The organism is Ruegeria sp. BHSB058 (genome assembly GCF_059613285.1).
In genome coordinates this window covers 1-19,474 of sequence record NZ_JBXWSF010000055.1, presented here as the reverse complement: position 1 = coordinate 19,474, position 19,474 = coordinate 1, and the positions used below count along the sequence as shown (strand labels likewise).

The 19,474-nt window shown below is 57.2% G+C and carries 19 protein-coding genes and 1 tRNA gene; 6 read left to right on the top strand and 14 right to left on the bottom strand.

The window, feature by feature from the left end:
• Nucleotides 1-151 precede the first annotated feature (151 nt).
• Nucleotides 152-1,252 (bottom strand): porin, encoded by a 1,101-nt coding sequence (locus tag AC2FNB_RS14025; protein ID WP_496747281.1) that lies wholly within the window; start codon nt 1,250-1,252, stop codon nt 152-154.
• A 453-nt stretch (nt 1,253-1,705) separates the two neighbouring features.
• Nucleotides 1,706-1,792, bottom strand: a tRNA-Leu gene (locus AC2FNB_RS14020).
• Nucleotides 1,793-1,919: 127 nt separating this feature from the next.
• Here AC2FNB_RS14020 and AC2FNB_RS14015 point away from each other — a divergent pair.
• Together AC2FNB_RS14015 and lipB are read left to right on the top strand one after the other, a co-directional pair.
• A complete protein-coding gene (locus AC2FNB_RS14015; RefSeq protein ID WP_496747277.1) occupies nt 1,920-2,591 on the top strand; it encodes a DsbA family oxidoreductase in 672 nt (223 codons plus the stop codon).
• A 45-nt stretch (nt 2,592-2,636) separates the two neighbouring features.
• On the top strand, nt 2,637-3,320 hold the full coding sequence (lipB, locus tag AC2FNB_RS14010; RefSeq protein WP_496747276.1) for a lipoyl(octanoyl) transferase LipB: 684 nt from the start codon (nt 2,637-2,639) through the stop codon (nt 3,318-3,320).
• 352 nt (nt 3,321-3,672) lie between these two features.
• Here lipB and AC2FNB_RS14005 read toward each other — a convergent pair whose 3' ends face one another.
• From AC2FNB_RS14005 to AC2FNB_RS13995, 3 genes are all read right to left on the bottom strand, one after another.
• A complete protein-coding gene (locus AC2FNB_RS14005; protein ID WP_496747274.1) occupies nt 3,673-4,593 on the bottom strand; it encodes a cation diffusion facilitator family transporter in 921 nt (306 codons plus the stop codon).
• 80 nt (nt 4,594-4,673) lie between these two features.
• Nucleotides 4,674-5,090: an HIT family protein gene (locus AC2FNB_RS14000; protein WP_496747272.1), complete on the bottom strand. Its 417-nt coding sequence runs from the start codon at nt 5,088-5,090 to the stop codon at nt 4,674-4,676.
• A 164-nt stretch (nt 5,091-5,254) separates the two neighbouring features.
• A complete protein-coding gene (locus AC2FNB_RS13995) occupies nt 5,255-7,138 on the bottom strand; it encodes a tetratricopeptide repeat protein (RefSeq protein WP_496747270.1) in 1,884 nt (627 codons plus the stop codon).
• Between the two features lie 303 nt (nt 7,139-7,441).
• Here AC2FNB_RS13995 and ctaD point away from each other — a divergent pair, with 303 nt between their 5' ends.
• Nucleotides 7,442-9,100: a cytochrome c oxidase subunit I gene (gene ctaD / locus AC2FNB_RS13990; RefSeq protein ID WP_496747268.1), complete on the top strand. Its 1,659-nt coding sequence runs from the start codon at nt 7,442-7,444 to the stop codon at nt 9,098-9,100.
• 399 nt (nt 9,101-9,499) lie between these two features.
• Here ctaD and AC2FNB_RS13985 read toward each other — a convergent pair whose 3' ends face one another.
• Nucleotides 9,500-10,183 (bottom strand): TetR/AcrR family transcriptional regulator, encoded by a 684-nt coding sequence (locus tag AC2FNB_RS13985; RefSeq protein WP_496747265.1) that lies wholly within the window; start codon nt 10,181-10,183, stop codon nt 9,500-9,502.
• 158 nt (nt 10,184-10,341) lie between these two features.
• On the opposite strand from AC2FNB_RS13985, the gene AC2FNB_RS13980 reads away from it, so the two are divergent.
• On the top strand, nt 10,342-10,950 hold the full coding sequence (locus AC2FNB_RS13980) for a sulfatase-like hydrolase/transferase (protein WP_496747263.1): 609 nt from the start codon (nt 10,342-10,344) through the stop codon (nt 10,948-10,950).
• An 84-nt stretch (nt 10,951-11,034) separates the two neighbouring features.
• On the opposite strand, the gene AC2FNB_RS13975 is transcribed toward AC2FNB_RS13980, so the two are convergent.
• Genes AC2FNB_RS13975 through AC2FNB_RS13955 form a run of 5 tightly spaced genes read right to left on the bottom strand, consistent with a single transcriptional unit; the run spans nt 11,035 to nt 14,641 of the window.
• A complete protein-coding gene (locus AC2FNB_RS13975; protein WP_480748265.1) occupies nt 11,035-11,409 on the bottom strand; it encodes a nuclear transport factor 2 family protein in 375 nt (124 codons plus the stop codon).
• On the bottom strand, nt 11,406-12,302 hold the full coding sequence (locus AC2FNB_RS13970; protein ID WP_496747259.1) for an alpha/beta hydrolase: 897 nt from the start codon (nt 12,300-12,302) through the stop codon (nt 11,406-11,408). The genes AC2FNB_RS13975 and AC2FNB_RS13970 overlap by 4 nt, the downstream gene beginning before the upstream one ends.
• Complete coding sequence (locus tag AC2FNB_RS13965) at nt 12,299-12,781, bottom strand: flavin reductase family protein (RefSeq protein ID WP_496747257.1); 483 nt, start codon at nt 12,779-12,781, stop codon at nt 12,299-12,301. The genes AC2FNB_RS13970 and AC2FNB_RS13965 overlap by 4 nt, the downstream gene beginning before the upstream one ends.
• A complete protein-coding gene (locus AC2FNB_RS13960; protein WP_496747255.1) occupies nt 12,781-13,458 on the bottom strand; it encodes a glutathione S-transferase family protein in 678 nt (225 codons plus the stop codon). Before AC2FNB_RS13960 ends, AC2FNB_RS13965 begins: the two co-directional genes overlap by 1 nt.
• Complete coding sequence (locus tag AC2FNB_RS13955) at nt 13,451-14,641, bottom strand: LLM class flavin-dependent oxidoreductase (RefSeq protein ID WP_496747252.1); 1,191 nt, start codon at nt 14,639-14,641, stop codon at nt 13,451-13,453. Before AC2FNB_RS13955 ends, AC2FNB_RS13960 begins: the two co-directional genes overlap by 8 nt.
• 102 nt (nt 14,642-14,743) lie before the next feature.
• Between AC2FNB_RS13955 and AC2FNB_RS13950 the strand changes: the two genes are divergently transcribed.
• A complete protein-coding gene (locus AC2FNB_RS13950) occupies nt 14,744-15,361 on the top strand; it encodes a helix-turn-helix domain-containing protein (protein ID WP_480748260.1) in 618 nt (205 codons plus the stop codon).
• A gap of 178 nt (nt 15,362-15,539) precedes the next feature.
• Here the strand turns inward: AC2FNB_RS13950 and AC2FNB_RS13945 are convergent, their stop codons facing one another.
• A complete protein-coding gene (locus AC2FNB_RS13945) occupies nt 15,540-16,016 on the bottom strand; it encodes a transposase (protein WP_496747250.1) in 477 nt (158 codons plus the stop codon).
• Between the two features lie 56 nt (nt 16,017-16,072).
• Between AC2FNB_RS13945 and AC2FNB_RS13940 the strand changes: the two genes are divergently transcribed.
• Nucleotides 16,073-16,531 carry a transposase gene (locus tag AC2FNB_RS13940; protein WP_496747248.1) on the top strand — a complete coding sequence of 153 codons (459 nt, stop codon included), beginning with the start codon at nt 16,073-16,075 and terminating at the stop codon, nt 16,529-16,531.
• Between the two features lie 581 nt (nt 16,532-17,112).
• Here the strand turns inward: AC2FNB_RS13940 and AC2FNB_RS13935 are convergent.
• Entirely contained in the window at nt 17,113-18,465 is a 1,353-nt protein-coding gene (locus AC2FNB_RS13935) for an NAD(P)/FAD-dependent oxidoreductase (protein WP_496747246.1), read from the bottom strand.
• 27 nt (nt 18,466-18,492) lie between these two features.
• Nucleotides 18,493-19,474, bottom strand: a 982-nt coding sequence (locus tag AC2FNB_RS13930) for an aldehyde dehydrogenase family protein (protein ID WP_496747244.1), incomplete at its 5' end; no start/stop codon positions are given.

The following is a 19,474-nucleotide window of genomic DNA, read 5'->3' as shown; positions in this document are numbered from 1 at the left end:
GCGCCAGGAAAATTTGATGCCTTCTATTTTGCCCGCCGCCCGCGTGCAAGGGTCATATCCCGAAACGATCCGGTTTCGGCACGATTTCTACCAACAAAAACGCCCCAACCTGGGCCGGGGCGCTAAAAACCTGCATTGTCAGGCTGCTAAATCAGAACTTCCAAAGAGCGCCTAAAACCCATGTTTCGTTCTTCTGGAAACCAGTGGTGCCGTCGTCGAAGTCGTGATTGCGGTATTTCAGGTACACATCGGTGTTGATGCTTTCGACCTTCTGAACCACGGCCACGCCCCAAGCTTTGGTGTCCGAGCCGTCATTTACGAAATCGGCCCCGCTATAATAGTCGACGCCAACACCGGTTTTACCCCAGGACACCCAGTCCCCTTCATAGGCAATCTTGCCATACCAATAACTGGGATCGCTCGCACCGGCGCTTTCGTCATCCCGTGTGCCTGCCGCAGCGGTGAAGCTCAGCCCGCTTGGTAACAGAACGGATGCAGACCCGATCGTATCTTTCCGGTCGCCCGAATTGTCGTCCCGTTCGCGTACGGCATAGGCGACGCCGGCGGAAAACTCGACACCACCAGCAAAGGTGTTTTCATAGTAGACCGCGACGTCGTAGTAATCGTCATCGTCGCTGGACGACAGAATGTTCTGCCCCCAGGCGACACTGGCTGAAATCCCGTTGAAATCCGGAGTGTCATAGCGAATGCGGCCGCGGCGGGAGCCGTCAAAATCATCACTGGTGTCGCCAATCGTGATACCGCTCAGCGCACCGCCCAATTCGCGATAGAAAAAGCCTGAGTTCTCGTCGTTCGTAAAGGAATATAGTGCCGTTCCGACATATGAGAGGTCAACCTCGGCGGCGCCATCCGAAGCCATGCTGCCTTGACCTGCAGACGCCCTGCCCCAGTCGCCTTTGAGCGAAAAGTCGACAAACCGGATATCAGTGCGGGTCCACCCACCGAAATCCGTACCCAATTGGCTCCACTCGGTCGAGTTCGGAAAACCCAAGGCCGATTCAAACCGGAACTGAAAGTCGTTAGCCCCGAATGGTTGGAAAGCACGCAAGCCTACACGACTGTTCGACAGATCGTTGTCCAGCAATCGGGTATCCGTCTCTTGCCCGTCATCAACGGAAATGATGGCAGGGTGCAGTTGTCCATACAACAGAACATACCCGCCCGAGCCGTTCTCGTATTTCAGTTCAGCCGCAGCCGGAAATGCTGCAGTTGCAGCAACGAGCGCAGCCAATGATGTATTTCTTGAAATATCTAGCATAACCTTCACCATCCAGCGTTTTTGGTTCCTTTGTGTCATTCACTTGTGTGCAGCTGCAGAAAAAACCAGAGCGCGCCCGGAGAGGCTGTTTGAGAATGGCAAATCGGTCACATTCCTGCAGACATTTGCATATGAGTCTCTCGTGTTTTAAGGCGCTTGGTAGAAAAATTCATGTGCATCGAAAACGACCCCAAGAAAATTGTGCCGTATTACACATGCATTGAGCAAATACCAGGTCTGCATAGTTGCACACAAACTGGCGAAATCCCGCCGAGATTTTGACTTCCAACTAGAATTGAGCCAACACCTGAGATTGCGGCGGCGACAATGCAGAACACATATTGAAAGAAGTGTAGGCTTTGCGTGAGCCTGCAAATCAGCAGGCCTTTGAATGTCCGCCTTCACACATTCAGGCAGTATTGCCAATGGTGCGGTCGAGAAGACTCGAACTTCCACGGGAGTTACCCCACAGCGACCTCAACGCTGCGCGTCTACCAATTCCGCCACGACCGCACGCCTGTGACTTGGTGAGGGGCGTATAGACGCTCATGCCAGCGATGTGAAGAGGCAAAAACACTTCAGTTTGATTTCTTGGCAACTTCACATATCTGGTAAGAAACCTGTAATCATACGACCGACAATGGAGCGTCGATTGATAGCTGCAGAAGACCGTCCAGTCATTCAGATCGATATTGTTTCGGATGTCGTCTGCCCGTGGTGCATTGTCGGGTTCAAACAACTTGAGAAAGCGCTTGCCCAGTCGGGTGCCATTGCCCGTCTGCGATGGCACCCGTTCGAATTGAACCCCGATATGGGACCCGAAGGCCAGAACCTGAGGGAACATATCATGGAAAAATACGGCTCGACCGCTGAGCAGAGCCAACAGGCGCGCGACAGACTTGCCGAGCTAGGGGCTGAACTTGGGTTCACCTTCAATTTCAATGAAGAAAGCCGGATCGTGAATACCTTCAAGGCGCACCAGTTGCTGGATTGGGCAGAAGGCGATGGTCAGCAGCATGCTTTGAAAATGGCGTTGTTCAATGCATATTTCACCGACCAAAAGGACGTATCCGAACTGACCATCCTGATCGCTACTGCACAAGCTGCTGGTTTGAACAGTCAAGCCGCCCAAGATGCTTTGGAATCAGGCGGACACAAGGCCCGGGTTCGCGAAAAGCAGCGTTTCTGGTCCAGCAGGGGTATTTCAGGCGTGCCCGCAATGGTGTTCGGAGGAAAATACCTGGTGACAGGCGCGCAAGGTGTAGAAAACTATGGTCGGATCATACAGCGCTGCCTGACCGAAGCGGCCTGATCACTGCCCCTTTTACCCGCGGCCACATCGGGGTATTGATCGGCCATGGAATGGAAGATCTCAGACGGTTTGACCGACTACCGAGAGGCGGTCGAGTTCATGGAGCAACGCTCGTCGGCCATTGCGATGGGCGAAGCAAATGAATGCATCTGGCTGTTGCAACACCCGCCTCTCTACACGGCGGGCACCTCGGCAAGGCGCGAGGATCTTACCGACCCGAACCGTTTTCCGGTCTATGAAAGCAAACGGGGCGGCCAGTACACTTATCACGGACCTGGCCAGAGAGTCGTCTATGTCATGCTGGATGTCGGCAAACGCGGTCATGACGTGCGACAGTTCGTGAAGCAGCTTGAAAACTGGGTCATCTCGGCACTGGCCGAGTTCAATGTAACCGGCGAGATTCGCGACGGACGGGTCGGTGTCTGGGTTCGCCGGAGTGACAAGCCATTGACCGCTACTGGCCAAAACGCTGAAGACAAGATCGCGGCCATCGGGATCCGGTTGCGAAAATGGGTCAGCTTTCATGGCATATCGATCAATGTGGAGCCGGACTTGGAGCATTTCTCGGGAATCGTCCCTTGCGGCATTAGCGAATATGGAGTGACGTCGTTGGTGGATTTGGGCCTGCCGGTCACGATGGCAGACGTGGACAACGCGCTGATAAGGACGTTCGATGACGTTTTTGGCGAGCGTCCGATCCACGTATTCAAAGCGGACGCCGGTCTGTAAAAGCCAATTGACGACAACGTTCGGCACTGGTTCGACTCAGGTTGAGGTATTGCCCAATTCGCACCGAAAACTCCGGTCTGGAAAACAATCTGCAAAATTTGACGGCTATGTTTCGCGACCTGGAGAAAATTTTCCTTTGATATTGTCATCTAACGCGGGTTTTAATCCATTTTTTCAGAATCCCGGTGCGGACGTTCTCAAAATACCTTAGAGTGGAATCACCATTCGAAGAGTGAGTGGGATGTTAAACCGGGATACCTGGATGACCGTCCGAGTTGACCGTTCAGTGTGATTAGTACGAGTCCGCCGCTCCGACCCAAATCGGAGCGGCAATTAATTTTCGACTCAAAACTTAGCCGTGTCCGAACCGATTGGGTTCAATGCAGGCGTGATGGGCGCATTCAGTTTCAAGCGTCGCATGCTCGATGCTGAACCGGTCATGAAGAGTCACTTTAATTTGGCTTTTGATATTGTCGGCCCGCCCCCAATGACCCTGCTCCACGACCACATGAGCTGTTAGCGCTGCTTCGTTCTCCTGCATGCTCCACAGGTGGATGTGGTGTACGCTCTGCACTCCGTCTGTGGCTTCGATGGCCTCGGCCACCTGTTCCGGGTTCAGATCGTGGGGTGTTCCCAGCATCAGAACGCGGATGGTGTCTCCGATTTCGGCCTTTACGTGCCACAAGATGTAGATGGCGATCAGGAGCGTCACGGCGGGGTCGACCCATGTCCAGCCGAACACGATAACCGCGATGCCGGCCACGATGACCGCCACAGACCCCAGGGCATCGGCCACGTTGTGAATGAATGCCGCGCGGATGTTCATGCTTTGCCTGGACATGGTATAGGTCAAAGCCGCAGTGATCAGATCAACCACCAATGCAAAAACTGCAATCCAGACCACCATCCAACCGTTGATCGGTTCAGGCTCAAAGAACCGCATAATACCTTCATAAATAAGGTAAAATGACAGAACGACAAGCGTCGTATAGTTGACCAGCGCGGCGATCACCTCGGCGCGACCATAGCCGAAACTCATCCGCGCGTCCGCTGGTCGGCGAGCGATCTTGCGGGCGAAGAAGGCAATGATCAACGCGATGGCGTCCGAGAAATTGTGCAGCGCGTCGGCGATCAACGCCAGCGATCCCGACAGAATGCCCCCGATGACCTGGGCCAGGGTCAGGATCATGTTGACGGCGATGGCCCAGGCGACTCGGGTGTCGCCGGTTTGGGGGTCTATGTGGTGGTGTTTGTGCGAGTGATCGTGCGGCATGCGGCGGCGCCCCTTTTGTGATGTGTCGCAGTTCCACCTAATTGCTCCAGTAACTGGAGCTTCAAGAGGGGCGGCAAAAATTAACCAATCGCCGCCCGGATTTTTTCCGCGTGACCGGCAATCTCGGCCATGTCCCCCATGTTTCCCGGTGGCCGCAAACGGTCGCCCTCGTGACGCGGGAGGACATGGAAATGCAGGTGAAACACCTCTTGCCCACCCGCGGCCTCGTTGAACTGCTGAACCGTAACCCCTTGAGCATCAAAGGCTTTCATGACGGCGTGACCCATCTTTTGAACCGTCTGCATGACGGCGGACAACTGCGCGGGCGAGGCGTCCAGAACATTGCGGCAAGGGGTTTTCGGTATCACCAGCAGATGCCCGTCGGCGCGCGGCATGATGTCCATGAAGGCCAGCGTGTCGTCATCTTCGTAAACCTTTGACGAGGGAATTTCACCGCGCAGGATCTTGGCGAAGATGTTGTCGGGATCATAATCCATGTGGGCCATCCGTTCTGTGTGGGGCTGTTGCCAGAGTTGTGGTCCACCCACCCCGCCGGGTCAAGCCGCAGGTTTGTACAGCAAACTGTACGAATTGTACCGGTTTTCGAGGGGGGTTGTTCGTTTTGTACTGGTGGATTGCGGATGGATTGCAATCACATCGGTCAGTCGGGAAGTCCACCGGCGCGCATCGCGTCAAAATATCGGTCTTGATCTTCCTTGTGCTGAAACGGCGTATTGCGGTGGGTGGAAATCCTGAAATTCGGGTTGATAGCAAGTAGATTCTCAGCCTCTGCCTGAGCTTCTTCCAGCCGACCCATTTCGGCCAATGTCGCGACAAGGATTCGGCGAGGCGGCAGAGCCTTTGGATAAGTGGCAATTCCTGTCTTTGCCAGAAGGAGAGCCTGATCGTAGTTCTTCACGAAGAAATTCGAAAGCGCCGCGTTGAAGTTATACCAACCGGGATAGCGTGGGTTGACCCTTTTGGCTTTGTTGTTCCATTCGATGGCTTCTGCGGCCTCTCCCATCAACGAGCGCAAGAAACCCATATCGTAAAGGACTTCGGGATCGTTGGGATTGCTAGTCAGCGCACGTTGATAAGCGCTGTACGCCAGTTCGTGATCGTGATCGGCAAACAGGTGAATTTGGCCCAACCGGTGTTGGACCCGGTAGTCCGTCTGATCAAGCTCCAGAGCACGGGCAACATGATGTCGGGCCAGATTCAGCGTCTCTTCGGGGGTGTCTGTTCCATTGAAACGCCAGAGGCCGAGATAGCGAGCGCCCAACTCAATATGCGCGGACAGAAAATCCGGGTCCTGAGCGATGGCTTTCTTCAGTAGATCAATCGCCTCTTGTCGGCCCGCAGTGTTCAGAGAATTGCTCTTTGCTACCGCTCTCAGATAAAGGTCATATGCCTCCAGATTGTCAGTTGGAGTTTCCCTCAGGGCTGCAATCTCTTTTGCTTCGATGACCCCCTTCAGTGTCGTGGTGATTTCCTGAACAAGCGCAGCCTGAGCAGAGAACACATCCTCGACCTTGAACTCATATTGCTCCGACCAGATCGCGTGTTCGTTCTCGGCTTCAATGAGGGTCGCATTGACCGAAAGAATGTCGTCTCGGCTATGAATGCTGCCGACCAACACATATCGAACCCCCAGTTCGCGACCAATATCCCTTGGCCTGCCCGGATCTTCTGCGAAGGTGATCGCCGTTGACCCTGCAATTACGAAAAGTTGAGGAAACTTAGAAAGCTGCGTTGTTAACGCCGTGCCGAACCCTTCGGCGAGATAACCAATGTCAACGTCATCCGACCTGTTTTCAAAAGGTATTATCACTATGGAAGGTTCAGGCGGCAACGGATGAGCCAATACATTTGTGGCAACAACTCCGTTTTCTTGTCTCCACAGCTGCAACAATGCAACAACAACGAGGATCAGAAACGCGCACGCTGCGGAAATAAGCATTCTCCGTCGCATGTGACCGCCGTTTGAGGAAGGCGCTTTCTTTTGAGAAACACCCAGCGCATTGGCTTTGGCATCAAGGACAACTTTGAATGCGCGAACCGGCCTTTCTATGTTTTTGACCTGAATTTCGCCCAGATCCTCAAAATTCAAGTCAAGCTTTCCACTGATCTGATCGTGAACGCTGCGGTGGATGCAGACACCGCCCGGATCCGCCAATCCCTCCAACCGTGCAGCCAGGTTGACCCCGTCACCGTGCAAATCGCCCTTTTCGGCAATAACGTCACCGACATTCACGCCTATCCGAAACACGATACTTTGGTCGCTACCGGCCCCCGCATTCCGTTCATGCATCCCAAGCTGAACCGCCACGGCGAAGCGGACGGCATCAACGGCGCTGGCGAACTCCATCAACGCGCCGTCGCCCATCAATTTGATCGTTTTGCCGCCGTAGAGCTGGGCGCAAGGTTCAATCAATTCTGCACGGTGGGACTTCAGCGCGCGAAGCGTTCGGCTTTCGTCGCGTTCCATAAGGCGCGAATATGCAACTACGTCGATGCTTAGAATTGCGGCAAGTCGGCGCGACATTCATTTCTCCTATTTCGAGAATAGCGGCCCTTTCGCAGCATCGCTATATTTATTCGCCTACACGGAGCTGACGGCAATCGAAGAATGGGAAGCGACGGAAGGCAGCGACGGCACCGCAACGTGAAATCAAGCTTGGCTTGCCATTCTCTCTCCTCCTCTCTTCAAGGGGGGTGCGGCCATTTATCTTGATCCAGATCAAACTCCGCCATTGAAGGCAGGGCCTTCGCATTCTAAAACCGGCAGGAATCCCCGCGCGCCGGAGCGTTTCGGCTGCGCGGTTAAGTTGCAACAGGAGGCACCTAAATGGCAGACGCAGCCATTCACGGTCATGACCATGAAGACCAGCGCGGGTTCTTTACCCGGTGGTTCATGTCGACCAACCACAAGGATATCGGGATTCTGTACCTGATATTCTCGGCGATCGCCGGTCTGATCTCGGTCATGATGACCGTCTACATGCGGCTTGAGCTGATGCATCCGGGCGTTCAGTACATGTGCCTGGAAGGCTTCATGGCCGACCCCTGCACCCCCAACGGGCATGTCTGGAACGTGATGATCACCTATCACGGCGTGCTGATGATGTTCTTTGTGGTCATCCCGGCGCTTTTTGGTGGTTTCGGCAACTATTTCATGCCGTTGCAGATCGGCGCGCCGGATATGGCGTTCCCGCGGATGAACAACCTGAGCCTCTGGCTTTACGTTGCGGGCACCTCGCTGGGTGTTGCGTCGCTGCTGTCTCCGGGTGGCAATGACCAGCTTGGGTCTGGTGTGGGCTGGGTTCTGTACCCGCCGCTGTCGACGACCGAGGGCGGCATGTCGATGGATCTGGCGATCTTTGCCGTGCACGTATCGGGCGCCTCCTCGATCCTCGGCGCGATCAACATGATCACCACCTTCCTGAACATGCGTGCGCCGGGCATGACCCTGTTCAAGGTGCCGCTGTTTTCCTGGTCGATCTTTGTCACCTCGTGGCTGATCCTGCTGAGCCTGCCGGTGCTGGCGGGCGCGATCACCATGCTGCTGATGGACCGCAATTTCGGCTTTACCTTCTTTGATCCGGCCGGTGGCGGCGATCCGATCCTGTATCAGCACATCCTGTGGTTCTTTGGCCACCCGGAAGTGTATATCGTGATCCTGCCCGGGTTCGGCATCATCAGCCATGTCATCGCCACCTTCTCGCGCAAGCCGATCTTTGGCTATCTGCCGATGGTCTGGGCGATCATCGCGATTGGTGTTCTGGGCTTTGTCGTGTGGGCGCACCACATGTACACCGTCGGCATGTCGCTGCGTCAGCAGGCCTATTTCATGCTGGCCACGATGGTCATCGCGGTGCCCACTGGCGTCAAGGTGTTCTCGTGGATCGCGACCATGTGGGGCGGTTCGATCGAGTTCAAGGCCCCGATGATGTTCGCGATGGGGTTCCTGTTCCTGTTCACCGTAGGCGGCGTGACCGGCGTGGTGCTGAGCCAGGCGGGCGTGGACCGGGCCTATCATGACACCTATTACGTGGTGGCGCATTTCCACTATGTGATGAGCCTGGGTGCGGTGTTCGCGATCTTTGCCGGGGTCTACTTCTACTTCGGCAAGATGACCGGGCGGCAGTATTCCGAGTTCTGGGCGAAGATTCATTTCTGGCTGTTCTTCATCGGCGCCAACCTGACCTTCTTCCCGCAGCACTTCCTGGGCCGTCAGGGCATGCCGCGCCGCTATATCGACTATCCCGAAGCGTTCGCGAAGTGGAACCTGGTCTCGTCCTGGGGCGCGTTCATCTCGTTTGCCTCGTTCCTGCTGTTCTTCGGCATCGTGTTCTATGCGCTCAAGCGCGGCGCACGGGTGACCCAGAACAACTATTGGAACGAGTACGCCGATACGCTGGAGTGGACCCTGCCCTCGCCGCCGCCGGAACACACGTTCGAGATCCTGCCCAAGCAGGAAGACTGGGACAAGGGCCACGCGCACTGATCCCTGTCAGGTGAAACAGACAGAAAACCCCGCCGGTTCCGGCGGGGTTTTTCTTTGCGGGGTGTGGCCTGGTGATGCAATTTGGCGGTTGGTGGCTTTGAGTCCAACCCGTGAATTTTTTTTCGCCGCGTGCGCACGCGGCACGAATTTTGCTGCGACTGCGTGAACAGGTGTGCGCGCCGCGATGCAAAAAGGCGCCGTTCATGCAAGGCGCGGCAAATCGAAGGGGACCAAATCACAGATTGCGGACGAAGCGGACCTGGATCATCTTGACCTCAACTGCCTTCGATACGCCATCAATGCCATTCGTCCTGGACACCGCTGGGGCCTTGGTCGATCCTTTGACCGGCCTTCGGATCCGGCAAGTCGCATGATCGGCGGCGACATCTGCGATCGATGTCACTCTACAAGCAAGCTGTCGCGCAGAAGTCTGATGATCTCCTCCTCTGGTGCCCTGTAGATACCGGCACTCCTTCGGTCTTGACCAATGAACAGGGTCAGGCCTTCGATCGATGCCGTGATGTGAAGGGCCAGAGCCGAGCAGGCATCGGGATCCCAATCGCGCCGCGTGGCGCCGATCAGGCCCTCTATCAACTGGCGCTCCATCTCATGGAGTTTGTCGGTCCAGATCGCGATGTCTGGATCGTGCAGGGACATCGCCCAGAGCTGCGGAAAGAATGCGATATCCGGCCGTCGCAAGTCCTGCACCAGCATGACGATGGTCCTTTCGAGCGCGTCCTGCGGGGAGCCCTCGGAAATCTGCAGGAGCGAGAGAATCTCTTGCGCGTAGTCCGCCATCCGGTCGCGCACCATGGACTCAACGAGATCGGACTTGGAAGGGTAGTAATACGTCAGGTTGCCCAGCTTTATGCCGACCTCTGAGGCAAGGTTGCGCATCGTGAATTTCTCCAGCGGCACGCTGATGAACAGCTTGAAGGCGCCGTCGAGTATCCGGCGCTGTGTCCTGATCCCCTTCGCCTCCGATGGATCAGCAAGCGCGATAGGGCGCTGGGCGACCAGATCCTGAAGGAGTTTCGTCGTCCTATCGGGAACGAAAGTAGCGATCCGGTTCTCCAACTTCACAGTTCAGTCCTCTGCCTCGGCTGTCCACGAGCTTTTACAACCATAGCAATCAAATAGTACGATCGTCCTAAAAATTTGCTTTCTGTACGAAAAGCCGCCGTCGATCACGCATGCAGGACTTGCCATTCGACGGGCAAAACGAGACCGGGGAGCAGACAATGCACTTACTTTCATTGCGGGTGTTGGGCGTTGCGGCTGCAGCAGTGCTTACGGCAACGGCGTTAGGTGCTCAAGAGACACAGAGGCCCAACGTCGTTGTCATGATGACCGACAACCTCGGTTGGGGTGAGATCGGGACCTATGGCGGCGGTATCCTGCGCGGCGCCCAAACACCTCGGCTCGACGGGCTGGCCGAAGAAGGATTGAAGCTTCTCAACTATAATGTCGAGCCCCAATGCACGCCGTCCCGCTCAGCCTTCATGACCGGACGACATCCGATCAGATCAGGCACGACCAAGGTGGTCTGGGGGCTGCCCTATGGCATGGTTGGATGGGAAGTAACGATTGCGGAGCTGTTCTCGCAGGCAGGCTATCGGACGGGCATGTGCGGCAAATGGCATCTCGGCGATCAGCCGGGACGCTTTCCGACCGATCAGGGCTTCGACGTCTGGTACGGCATCCCGAACACCACCGACGAGTCGCAGTATACCAGCCAGTTCGGCTTCGACCCCGAGGTGGTGGAGACGCCGCAAATCGTTCAAGCAAAGCCCTTAGCGGGCTTTCGTATCTTGTTTGCGCGAAACCGGATTGCGCGGAACGAAGTTTGATTGACAGCGCAGCGGTTTGTCAAAGCGATTTGGGTTCCATCCAACAAAACTGCTGCGTGCCTGGCTGTGTCAATGGCTGTCGGATCAGCTTGTTCGTTGCTTGTAATATGTGTCTTTATGAACAATCAGCCCGTCTCGGTAGGTCAAAATATCGACGCTTAGAAACTCTTCTTTCGCGCCATCTTTGTGCATGGCTGTACGGCGATATTCGCAATAGGCCTTGTTTCCGGAAATGGTGCAGTCGAGCGTTTCCCAATGCACGTTCTCGACCTTGTCAAACAAGGCGGCAAAGGCGCTGCGAATGGTCTGGGCGCCCTCAAGGCGCACGCCGTGTTCCTCGGGGCCCACGGCATGATCAAATGTTGCATCCTCAGCGAAGTGCTTCATCACAGCGTCGATGTCGTTGGCATTGAACGCGTTGCCGACAGAGTCGACGAGGGCTCGGGTCACAGCGGTCATGATTGCGGTCCTTTTCCTTGAAGCATATCGCAAGTGTGTTTGAAGAAGGGGCTTGCCGGGTCGACCAGCACATTCAGTTCATCAAAGTGATCGACGTCCGGCACGAAATAGAGGCTCATCTGACGGTTTGGGGTTTCGTATTTTTCGACATACATGCGCGCTTGACGGTGGAATTCGTCCGTCTCCGCGCCGCCGACAACGACCAATTGCGGCGCATTTGTAACCGGGGGATGGTTGGTCATCGGGCTTTCGGCCTCGGCTTCTTCCGGGGTCATCCGGATACCGGAATTGAGCGCCTCAGTCAGGCGCACCGGTTCGAGGTAACTGAGCGGTGACACCGGGATGCCGGATTTGATCAGGTCCGCAGGAAGATCGTCGCCGAAAGCCGGCCAGTTGGTCCCCAGCATCATCTGAGTGATATGGCCACCAGCCGAGTGGCCCATCACGGTGATCCGGTCTGGATTGATGCCAAGATCGCCCGCATTGCGCCAAATATATGCCATCGCTTCGCGGATTTCTTCGGAAATACGGGTGATGGTCACCGATGGGCAAAGATCGTAGCCGACGACAACAACATTGAACCCCGCCGTAACAAAGGGCGGCGCAATGAAGCTGTAGATCGATTTGTCGCCGCGCTGCCAATAACCGCCATGCACATACACCAACGTCGGCGCAGTCGCGTCCGGACAGCGGAAGACATCCAGTTTTTGTTTTTCGCCTTCCCCATACCGGATATCGAGGCTGCAATCAGATGCGGCGCGCGCGGCCTCGCTATCGCGGTTCCAGGCGGGAATGACAGTGGCTTCATAGTCCGGTCGCCCGGCCCGCAGATTGTATTGCGCGTCGAACTCATCGGGGCTGAAGCGGGTGTGATATGTCAGGTGATCGCTCATGAAGAAACCTCGGGTTGCGGCGCGGAGAAGAACGCGCCGCGGCAAAAGACAAGTGGCGGAACGGGCGCGTGGGCGTAGTTGACGACGCGGCCCAGAAGGATCTCATGATCGTCTGCATCGACCCTGCTGTGAACCGTGCACTCCAATTGCGCCGAGGCACCGGGGATCAAGGGCGTGGCGGTTCCAGCAGTCCATTCGGTGTCGGTAAACCGGTTTTCGACATCACTGGCGAAGTGCATCGCAAGGTCTTTCTGCTCGGCCGACAGGATGTTGACCGCGAAATGATCCGATTGCGACAGCGTCGGAAAGACCCGGCCAGATTTCGCGACACAGACCGAGATCACCGGCAGCTGCAGTGAGACCGACGTAAATGAATTGGCGGTCAGGCCCCACGGTTCCCCGTCTGCGTCATAGGTGGCTACGATGGTCACCCCCGTCGGAAAGGCACCAAGTGCGCGGCGATAGTCCCGGACGTCCACTATAGCACCCCTTCGCTGGCGCAAGCTTTTTCCAGCGCAGCCCATTCATCAGGGTTTGTCCCGAAAGGGCGCATGACGTGATCCCGATAGGCGGGACGTTCCGCCAGCCGCTGATACCAGGCCTCGACATTGGGCAAGGGCGGGCGGTCGACCTCGACGTTGAAGTAACGATAGGCCACGCAGCCCAACGGAATATCCGCCATGGTAAAGCTGTCGCCGCAGACATAGGCTTTGTCCGCAAGGTGCTGATCAAGAATGGTCAGCGCCTCATGCGCTTCGTCGCGCAGTTTGGCTATTTTCTTCGGGTCGCGCTGATCGGGTTGCGTGCGCACGGTTGCGAAGAACAGGTAGATCACTGGCCCAAAGGCGCGGCTGGCCGACCACTCCATCCATTGATCCGCAATTGCACGGGTCTGAATGTCGGAAGGGCTTAGCGTTCCCGCACCGTACCGGTCACAGAGATACCGCACGATGGCCAGGCTTTCCCATAGCGCAAAATCACCGTCGCGGATCGCCGGAATCATCCGGTTGGGATTGATCTGTGCGTAAAGTTCAGTATCGAGTTTACCAAAGCTGCCCCCGGCAAGTTGCAGGGTGTAGTCCAGCCCAAACTCATTCGCTGTCCAGATGACCGGGATGACGTTCGACGAATAGGGTCGCCCCCAAATCTCAAGCATGTTCCAACATCCTTTTCTGCGCGATAGACTGCGTGCCGAATTTGGGAACGACGCGCTCGAACAGGCGATGCCAGCTGGCCAGAATTTTCTCGTAGGGCACACCGGTGTATTGCTGCATCAGCATAAGGTGATCGAGGCCGATGGTTTCCTGCCGCTCTGCAAACCGGTCCGCGACATATTCGGCATCGCCCACCACGATGATCCCGCGTTTGTTGAGGAAATCGAACCAGTCCATGTCCTCATCTTCGGGGGTCATCTCTTCGCCGACATCCAGATAACCGGCTTTGGTCCATTCACCCTTGGGACGCGACCCGCCGAGGAACTCGTAATAGGCATTGATCGGGCCACGAATGGTATTCACAGCCTCTTCCATGCTTTCACCCACATAAAAAGCCGTGCAGACACCGACACATTCGCCAAGCTTCACCTCGCGCGCTTCGCGTTGCGACAGGGCGTCGCGGTAAGGCTCCCAACAGGCCAGTGTCGCCTTGGCGCCCGCCGCCATAGAGATCACACCCCAACCGCGCTCACCAGCCAGTTTGAACGTGGGCGGGGCATTTGACATCAGCCAGACCGGCGGATGAGGGTTGGAATAGGGGCGTGGATGCACATACATCGCTTTGTATTCACCATCCTCGCCGTGATAACGCGGGTCCAGAGGGTCAAAGAACCGGTTGGTCTCTTTCCAGCCGGGAACCGGGAATTGATAGAACTCGCCGTGATGGGTGAACGCCTCGTTGGTCCAGGCCTTCAGGATAATCTCAAGGCTTTCCTGATAGAGCCGCATGACCTTGGAATTTTCGCGCCGGTCCGCATCCTTGTTGAACTGGATGGTCGAGCGTTCGTTGATACCCTTGGCAACGCCGAAATCGAAACGCCCCTGCGTCATGTTATCAAGCATCGCGGCATCTTCGGCCACGCGCAAAGGATGCCAGTCCGGCAGGATGATTGGCGCCGTGCCCACCCGCAGTTTCTTGCAATGCGCGGCCACATGGGTGCCCATCTGGATCGGGTTGGGCGGCGCATTCATATATCCGTTATGGGCAAAGTGATGCTCGGTGAACCATGCGGTTGTGAAACCCGCCTGCTCGGCCAGTGAACACTGTTCGAGGATCATATCCAGCGTGCGCGCCCAGGGAATCGTCTCGCCAGGGCTAAAATTGGCAATCAAATCAAAGCGCATAGCATCCTCCCAGTCGGTCGAAAATCAGTTGATTATTCCCCACTTTTTCAACTAGGTTGATTTTCACTCGAAAAGTCAACATTAATCATTTATCCCGAATGCATGAATAACGATCTATCTCAGACCGAAGCCCAACGGCTTGGCAGTGAAATTCGCGAAGTGCGCAAGGCTCGAGGGCTTACGTTAAAAGATCTCTCAGAGGTGGTGTCCTGTTCCAAGGCCTACCTCAGCCGTATTGAGTTGGGGTCGGCCAAAGTATCGGCCGAGCTATTGCAGGAAATCAGTACTGCGCTTTCGGTCGATCCCAATTGGTTCTTTCCCAAGCAAACCGGCAATGGCCCGTTAGAGCGCAAACATGTTGTCCGAGGCGAGAATCGCCGGGCCCTGTCGGCCATGTATACGCGCTCGACAGACGAGTTGGGGTTCGAGGATGAGCTACTTTCGAGCACGCTATCCGGCCAATGCTACCTGATACTGTCCCGATTTCGTCCTGGTGCTGGCACCCCCCCTGAACCACTGGAAGGCTATTCCTTTGAAGGGGAACAACATGCAATTGTCCTGAGCGGTGAAGTCGAACTGCGCCTTGGCGATGAAATTATCGTCTTGCGCGAAGGCGACAGTTTTTCCTATCCCTCAATGATCGCGCACCGGTTTCGCAACAGAACAGATGTAGAGGCCATAATGGTCTGGGCGATGTCGCCAATACGGATTACTTGGTGATTGTTGGCCAGCTGTCATTATCGCGAAAACTGCTCTTATTACAAAGCAACGAATGACGGCATATCGAAATATCCACGGATCCGACCTAACTGCTTGGGCCAAAACCAGTCATTTGGCCAATTGAGACGATTGTTGGCTTTGTCCACGTCTCGACGGTCCATCCTAAAGCACCCGACCTTTAACCTGAGACATACCCGGCAGCCTTGAAGTAATTCCAGCACTCTTCTGGTGAGAAGAGTTCACAGATTTCCGTGGGAGCGTGGAACATGTCCGTGAAGAACCGTGTGCCGATCCTGCGCAGGTGCGCTTTGAGTTTCGAGAATGCCATCTCGATCGGGTTGAGATCGGGGCTATAGGGCGGCAGAAACAGGAACCAACATCCGGCTTTGCGCATGGCTTTGGCCGCAGCGGCATTCTTGTGCGTCGCGAGGTTGTCCAGGATCACGACGGTTCCGGGTTCCAGTTCCGAGACCAGCACCATCTCGACGTAGGCTGTGAAGGCCTCGCCATCCATCGCCCCCTTGATGACCCACGGTGCCATCAAAGGACCCAGACGATCAACATGCTCCGTGGGCTGCTGGCGGAGTTCGGCATCGTCTTTGCCCAGGGCGTTGGTCACGCCGTCCGGTTCGCGAAATGCACAGTCCAAGGGCAAGCCCTGGATCTTCCGCCAGTTGCGCTGGACACCATCATCGTCTCGGTGAACAACTCTTGGCCCTGCATGGGCGGGTGCTCTGGTACGGTCGCAAGCTGACACTAGAGGCGAAGTCGGAGCCGCGGATCGCTTTTCTTCAGACGATCCCCGGTATTGGGCCAATCACAGCGTCGGCCATTGTCGCGACGGTTGGCAGCGCGGCACAGTTCAGGTGTGGCAGGGACTTCTCGGCATGGTTGGGCCCGACGCCGATCAACCGTTCGACCGGAGCCAAAGAGCGGTTGGGCCGCATATCAAAGATGGGCGACCGCTACATTCGCCACCTGATGGTCGTTGGCATGACTTCCCGTATGAAACAGATCAAGAGCGCGCCGGAGCGATTTGATCCCTGGTTCGCAGACCTTCTGGAACGAAAACCTGCCAAGCTTGCAGCTGTGGCGATGGCAAACAAAACGGCGCGGATAATCTGGGCGGTGCTCACGCGCAACGAACCCTACAGGATCAGGACAGTCTGACATCGAAAGGAACAGAAACTGAGACAGCAAGACCAATGAAGTGATGGCAAATGAGTCAGCCGCAATCCCAAGATACCCCGGGCTTTGTCCAGGACAATCCATGTCCGTTTGCGAGGATGGGGACTTGGATCGCGTAAACCATCAGGGCCAGCGGTCACGTGCACCGCGTCCAAAGGCCGAAGACAAGACCGCTTCTGACAAAATGCAAATCACCTCAAAAATGTCTCGCTTTGCAGGAGCCATCCACACAGGACAAAGTGAAAATTCGCTGCGAGCTGCTTCAAAGGCAGCAAACTGCCCATATTGCCTACGGCGATCCGTTGAAAGGGAGGGCGGCGGTCGTTCACTCTAGTTGCAAATGCAATGGTGGACGACTGCCGGAGTGGACATTCGTAGTTAGCACTGGTTGCGATGCTCTGTGCAGGCAAGAACTCATGCAGCTATCCGCACCATTGCTCCTGAAGCCAGTGTTCGACAGGCTTAACAATTTTTGAAGCGAAAAATGAATTGAGAGCAGGTCTCACTTGGATCATTCCCATCAAGGGATGGGGAGCATTGTCGGTCGACGGAAATGAGAATCCCTAATGAAGATCCATGACGCCGTAGCAGGTGTACGCTAGGGGCAGGATAAGGCGGCGGAACCCCGGGAGGGGGAAGGTTGCAGGTTCTGCCTGCATTAGCTGCGGCAAGGGGGAACTGCAGGGTTTGCCGGCCGCAAACCCCGCAAGCAGCCGACCGGTATAGGTCGCCATGGCCACGCCACCGCCGTGATAGCCGAAACCGGTCCAGGCGCGCTGCCAGTCTCCGATCTGACCGACATAAGGTGTCAGGCCGCGGGTCAGGCAAACCAGGCCGCTCCAGTGGTATTCGGTTTCCGCTGTGGCCAGGGCCGGGAACATCGCCTCAAAATCCCGGCGAATCTGGCGCTTCATCTGCAGCGTGGAGCCGGGGGTGATGTTGCTGGTGCCGCGCATCCCGAATAGCACCCGGTTGTCCGGCAGCAGGCGGAAGTAGTGCAGCAGGTTGCGAGTGTCATAGGCGATACGCCGGGTGGTCCAGCCCTGTGCCTGTTTCTCGGCTTCGGTGAGGGGGCGCGTCACCATGATGTGCGAAACCACCGGCAGGTAGCGCCCGCGCAGCCAGTCCGGCAGGTTGTCGCTGCTGTAGCCGTTGCTGGCGATGATCAGCTTGTCGGCCTGGACCCGGCCTGATGGCGTTTCAATAATGTAAGTGCCGTCGGGCTCCTCCCGTACCGAGAGCGCCGGGGTGTCACCGTGGATCACGGTGCCGGCCTGCTTCGCCAGGCGGGCTAGTCCGCCCACGTATTTACCCGGATTCAGGCCGAAACCATGGGGCAGCAAAAACCCGCCGTAGAACCCATCGCCGTGAAGGCCTTCCTGGCGCATCTCTTCGGCAGACAGAACCGGGCAGTCCACCCCGGCATAGCGGCTGAGGCCCGCGGCCATTTCCGGCAGGGCGCGCGCCGCGCGGGGGCTGTGGGCCAGGCAGTATTCACCGTCCTCCTGCGCCTCCGCCTCAATGCCGCTGGACGAGGTGAGATCGCGGACCAGCGCAACCGCCTCCTTCTGGGCGCTGTAAAAGGCGCGCAGGCCGCCCTCGCCGAAGCGGCGGATGATGGCGCTGTTGCACAGCATGGCACCGCCGAAGCCGCAGAAGCCGGCATTGCGCCCCGAGGCGCCCCAGCCGGGCTGGGCTGCGTCGATCACCAGCGGCGCGTCGCTATGGTCGCGGGCCAGATGCAGTGCCGCGCTGAGGCCTGTGTAGCCGGCACCAATTATCGCGACACCCACGCGCCGGTCGCCGTCCAGCGCGGGACAGGCAGGGGCGGCGGGCAGCGTGGCCTCCCAGTAGCTGTCGACCGGGACTTCGGTGTCGTAGGCGTGGGCGTCGTAGATGCGGCGGAGGTTCTTCATGGCGCTGGTCCGTTCTTGCGGCCCCAGTCAAGGAGCGGCGATCACCTTGGTTTCGAGGAATTCGAGGATGCCTTCGCGGCCGCCCTCGCGCCCGATCCCCGACATTTTGACCCCGCCGAAGGGGGAGCCTGCGCCAAGGAAAGCGCCGTTCACGTTCACCATGCCGGACTGCAGGGCACGGGCAACGCGGCCTGCGCGGGCGCTGTCACCGGTCTGCACATAGGCCGACAGGCCGTAGGGTGTGTCATTGGCGATGGCGATGGCTTCTTCCTCGCTGTCGAAGGGGATCATCACCAGCACCGGACCAAAAATCTCTTCCTGCGCAATGCGCATTGTGTTGTTCACGTCAGCCAAAACCGTGGGTTGGGCGTAGTAACCGGTCTCGAAGCCTTCCGGCTTGCCGGGGCCGCCGGCCACTAACCGCGCGCCTTCGGCGACGCCTGCCTCGATCATCTCCTGCACGCGGGCGTATTGCTGCGCGCTGGACAGTGGACCCATGTGATCGCCCGGCTCCGTCGGGGTGCCCACGGACATCGTTGCCGCCTTGGCCTGCGCCAACTCCACCGCGCGACCATAGACGCTGCGCTCCACCAGCATCCGGGTGGCGGCGTCGCAACTTTGGCCTGTGTTGATGAAACAGGCCTCCACCCCTTCGGCTATGGCGGTTTCCAGATCGCAGTCGGCAAACACCAGATTGGGGGATTTTCCGCCCAGCTCCAACGCCACCTTCTTGACGGTTTCCGCCGCATCCCGTGTCACCGCGACACCGCCACGGGTGGAGCCGGTGAAGGACATCATGGCGATATCCGGGTGGCGTGACAGCGCGGCGCCCACCACCGGGCCTTCGCCGTGGACCAGGTTGAAGACGCCCGCGGGCACGCCGGCGTCGTGCAGCACCTCGGCATAGAGAATCGCCGACAGCGGTGTCAGTTCGGAGGGTTTCAGCACCATGGTGCAGCCTGCGGCCAGTGCAGGCCCCACTTTCAGCACGATCTGGTTGATTGGCCAG

Bases quoted from the DNA above. Each gene is read 5' to 3' on its own strand.
- AC2FNB_RS14015 (WP_496747277.1), top strand. From the start codon at position 1,920: ATGGAGCGTCGATTGATAGCTGCAGAAGACCGTCCAGTCATTCAGATC.
- lipB (WP_496747276.1), top strand. From the start codon at position 2,637: ATGGAATGGAAGATCTCAGACGGTTTGACCGACTACCGAGAGGCGGTC.
- AC2FNB_RS14005 (WP_496747274.1), bottom strand. From the start codon at position 4,593: ATGCCGCACGATCACTCGCACAAACACCACCACATAGACCCCCAAACC.
- AC2FNB_RS14000 (WP_496747272.1), bottom strand. From the start codon at position 5,090: ATGGATTATGATCCCGACAACATCTTCGCCAAGATCCTGCGCGGTGAA.
- AC2FNB_RS13995 (WP_496747270.1), bottom strand. From the start codon at position 7,138: ATGTCGCGCCGACTTGCCGCAATTCTAAGCATCGACGTAGTTGCATAT.
- ctaD (WP_496747268.1), top strand. From the start codon at position 7,442: ATGGCAGACGCAGCCATTCACGGTCATGACCATGAAGACCAGCGCGGG.
- AC2FNB_RS13980 (WP_496747263.1), top strand. From the start codon at position 10,342: ATGCACTTACTTTCATTGCGGGTGTTGGGCGTTGCGGCTGCAGCAGTG.
- AC2FNB_RS13975 (WP_480748265.1), bottom strand. From the start codon at position 11,409: ATGACCGCTGTGACCCGAGCCCTCGTCGACTCTGTCGGCAACGCGTTC.
- AC2FNB_RS13970 (WP_496747259.1), bottom strand. From the start codon at position 12,302: ATGAGCGATCACCTGACATATCACACCCGCTTCAGCCCCGATGAGTTC.
- AC2FNB_RS13960 (WP_496747255.1), bottom strand. From the start codon at position 13,458: ATGCTTGAGATTTGGGGGCGACCCTATTCGTCGAACGTCATCCCGGTC.
- AC2FNB_RS13955 (WP_496747252.1), bottom strand. From the start codon at position 14,641: ATGCGCTTTGATTTGATTGCCAATTTTAGCCCTGGCGAGACGATTCCC.
- AC2FNB_RS13950 (WP_480748260.1), top strand. From the start codon at position 14,744: ATGAATAACGATCTATCTCAGACCGAAGCCCAACGGCTTGGCAGTGAA.
- AC2FNB_RS13935 (WP_496747246.1), bottom strand. From the start codon at position 18,465: ATGAAGAACCTCCGCCGCATCTACGACGCCCACGCCTACGACACCGAA.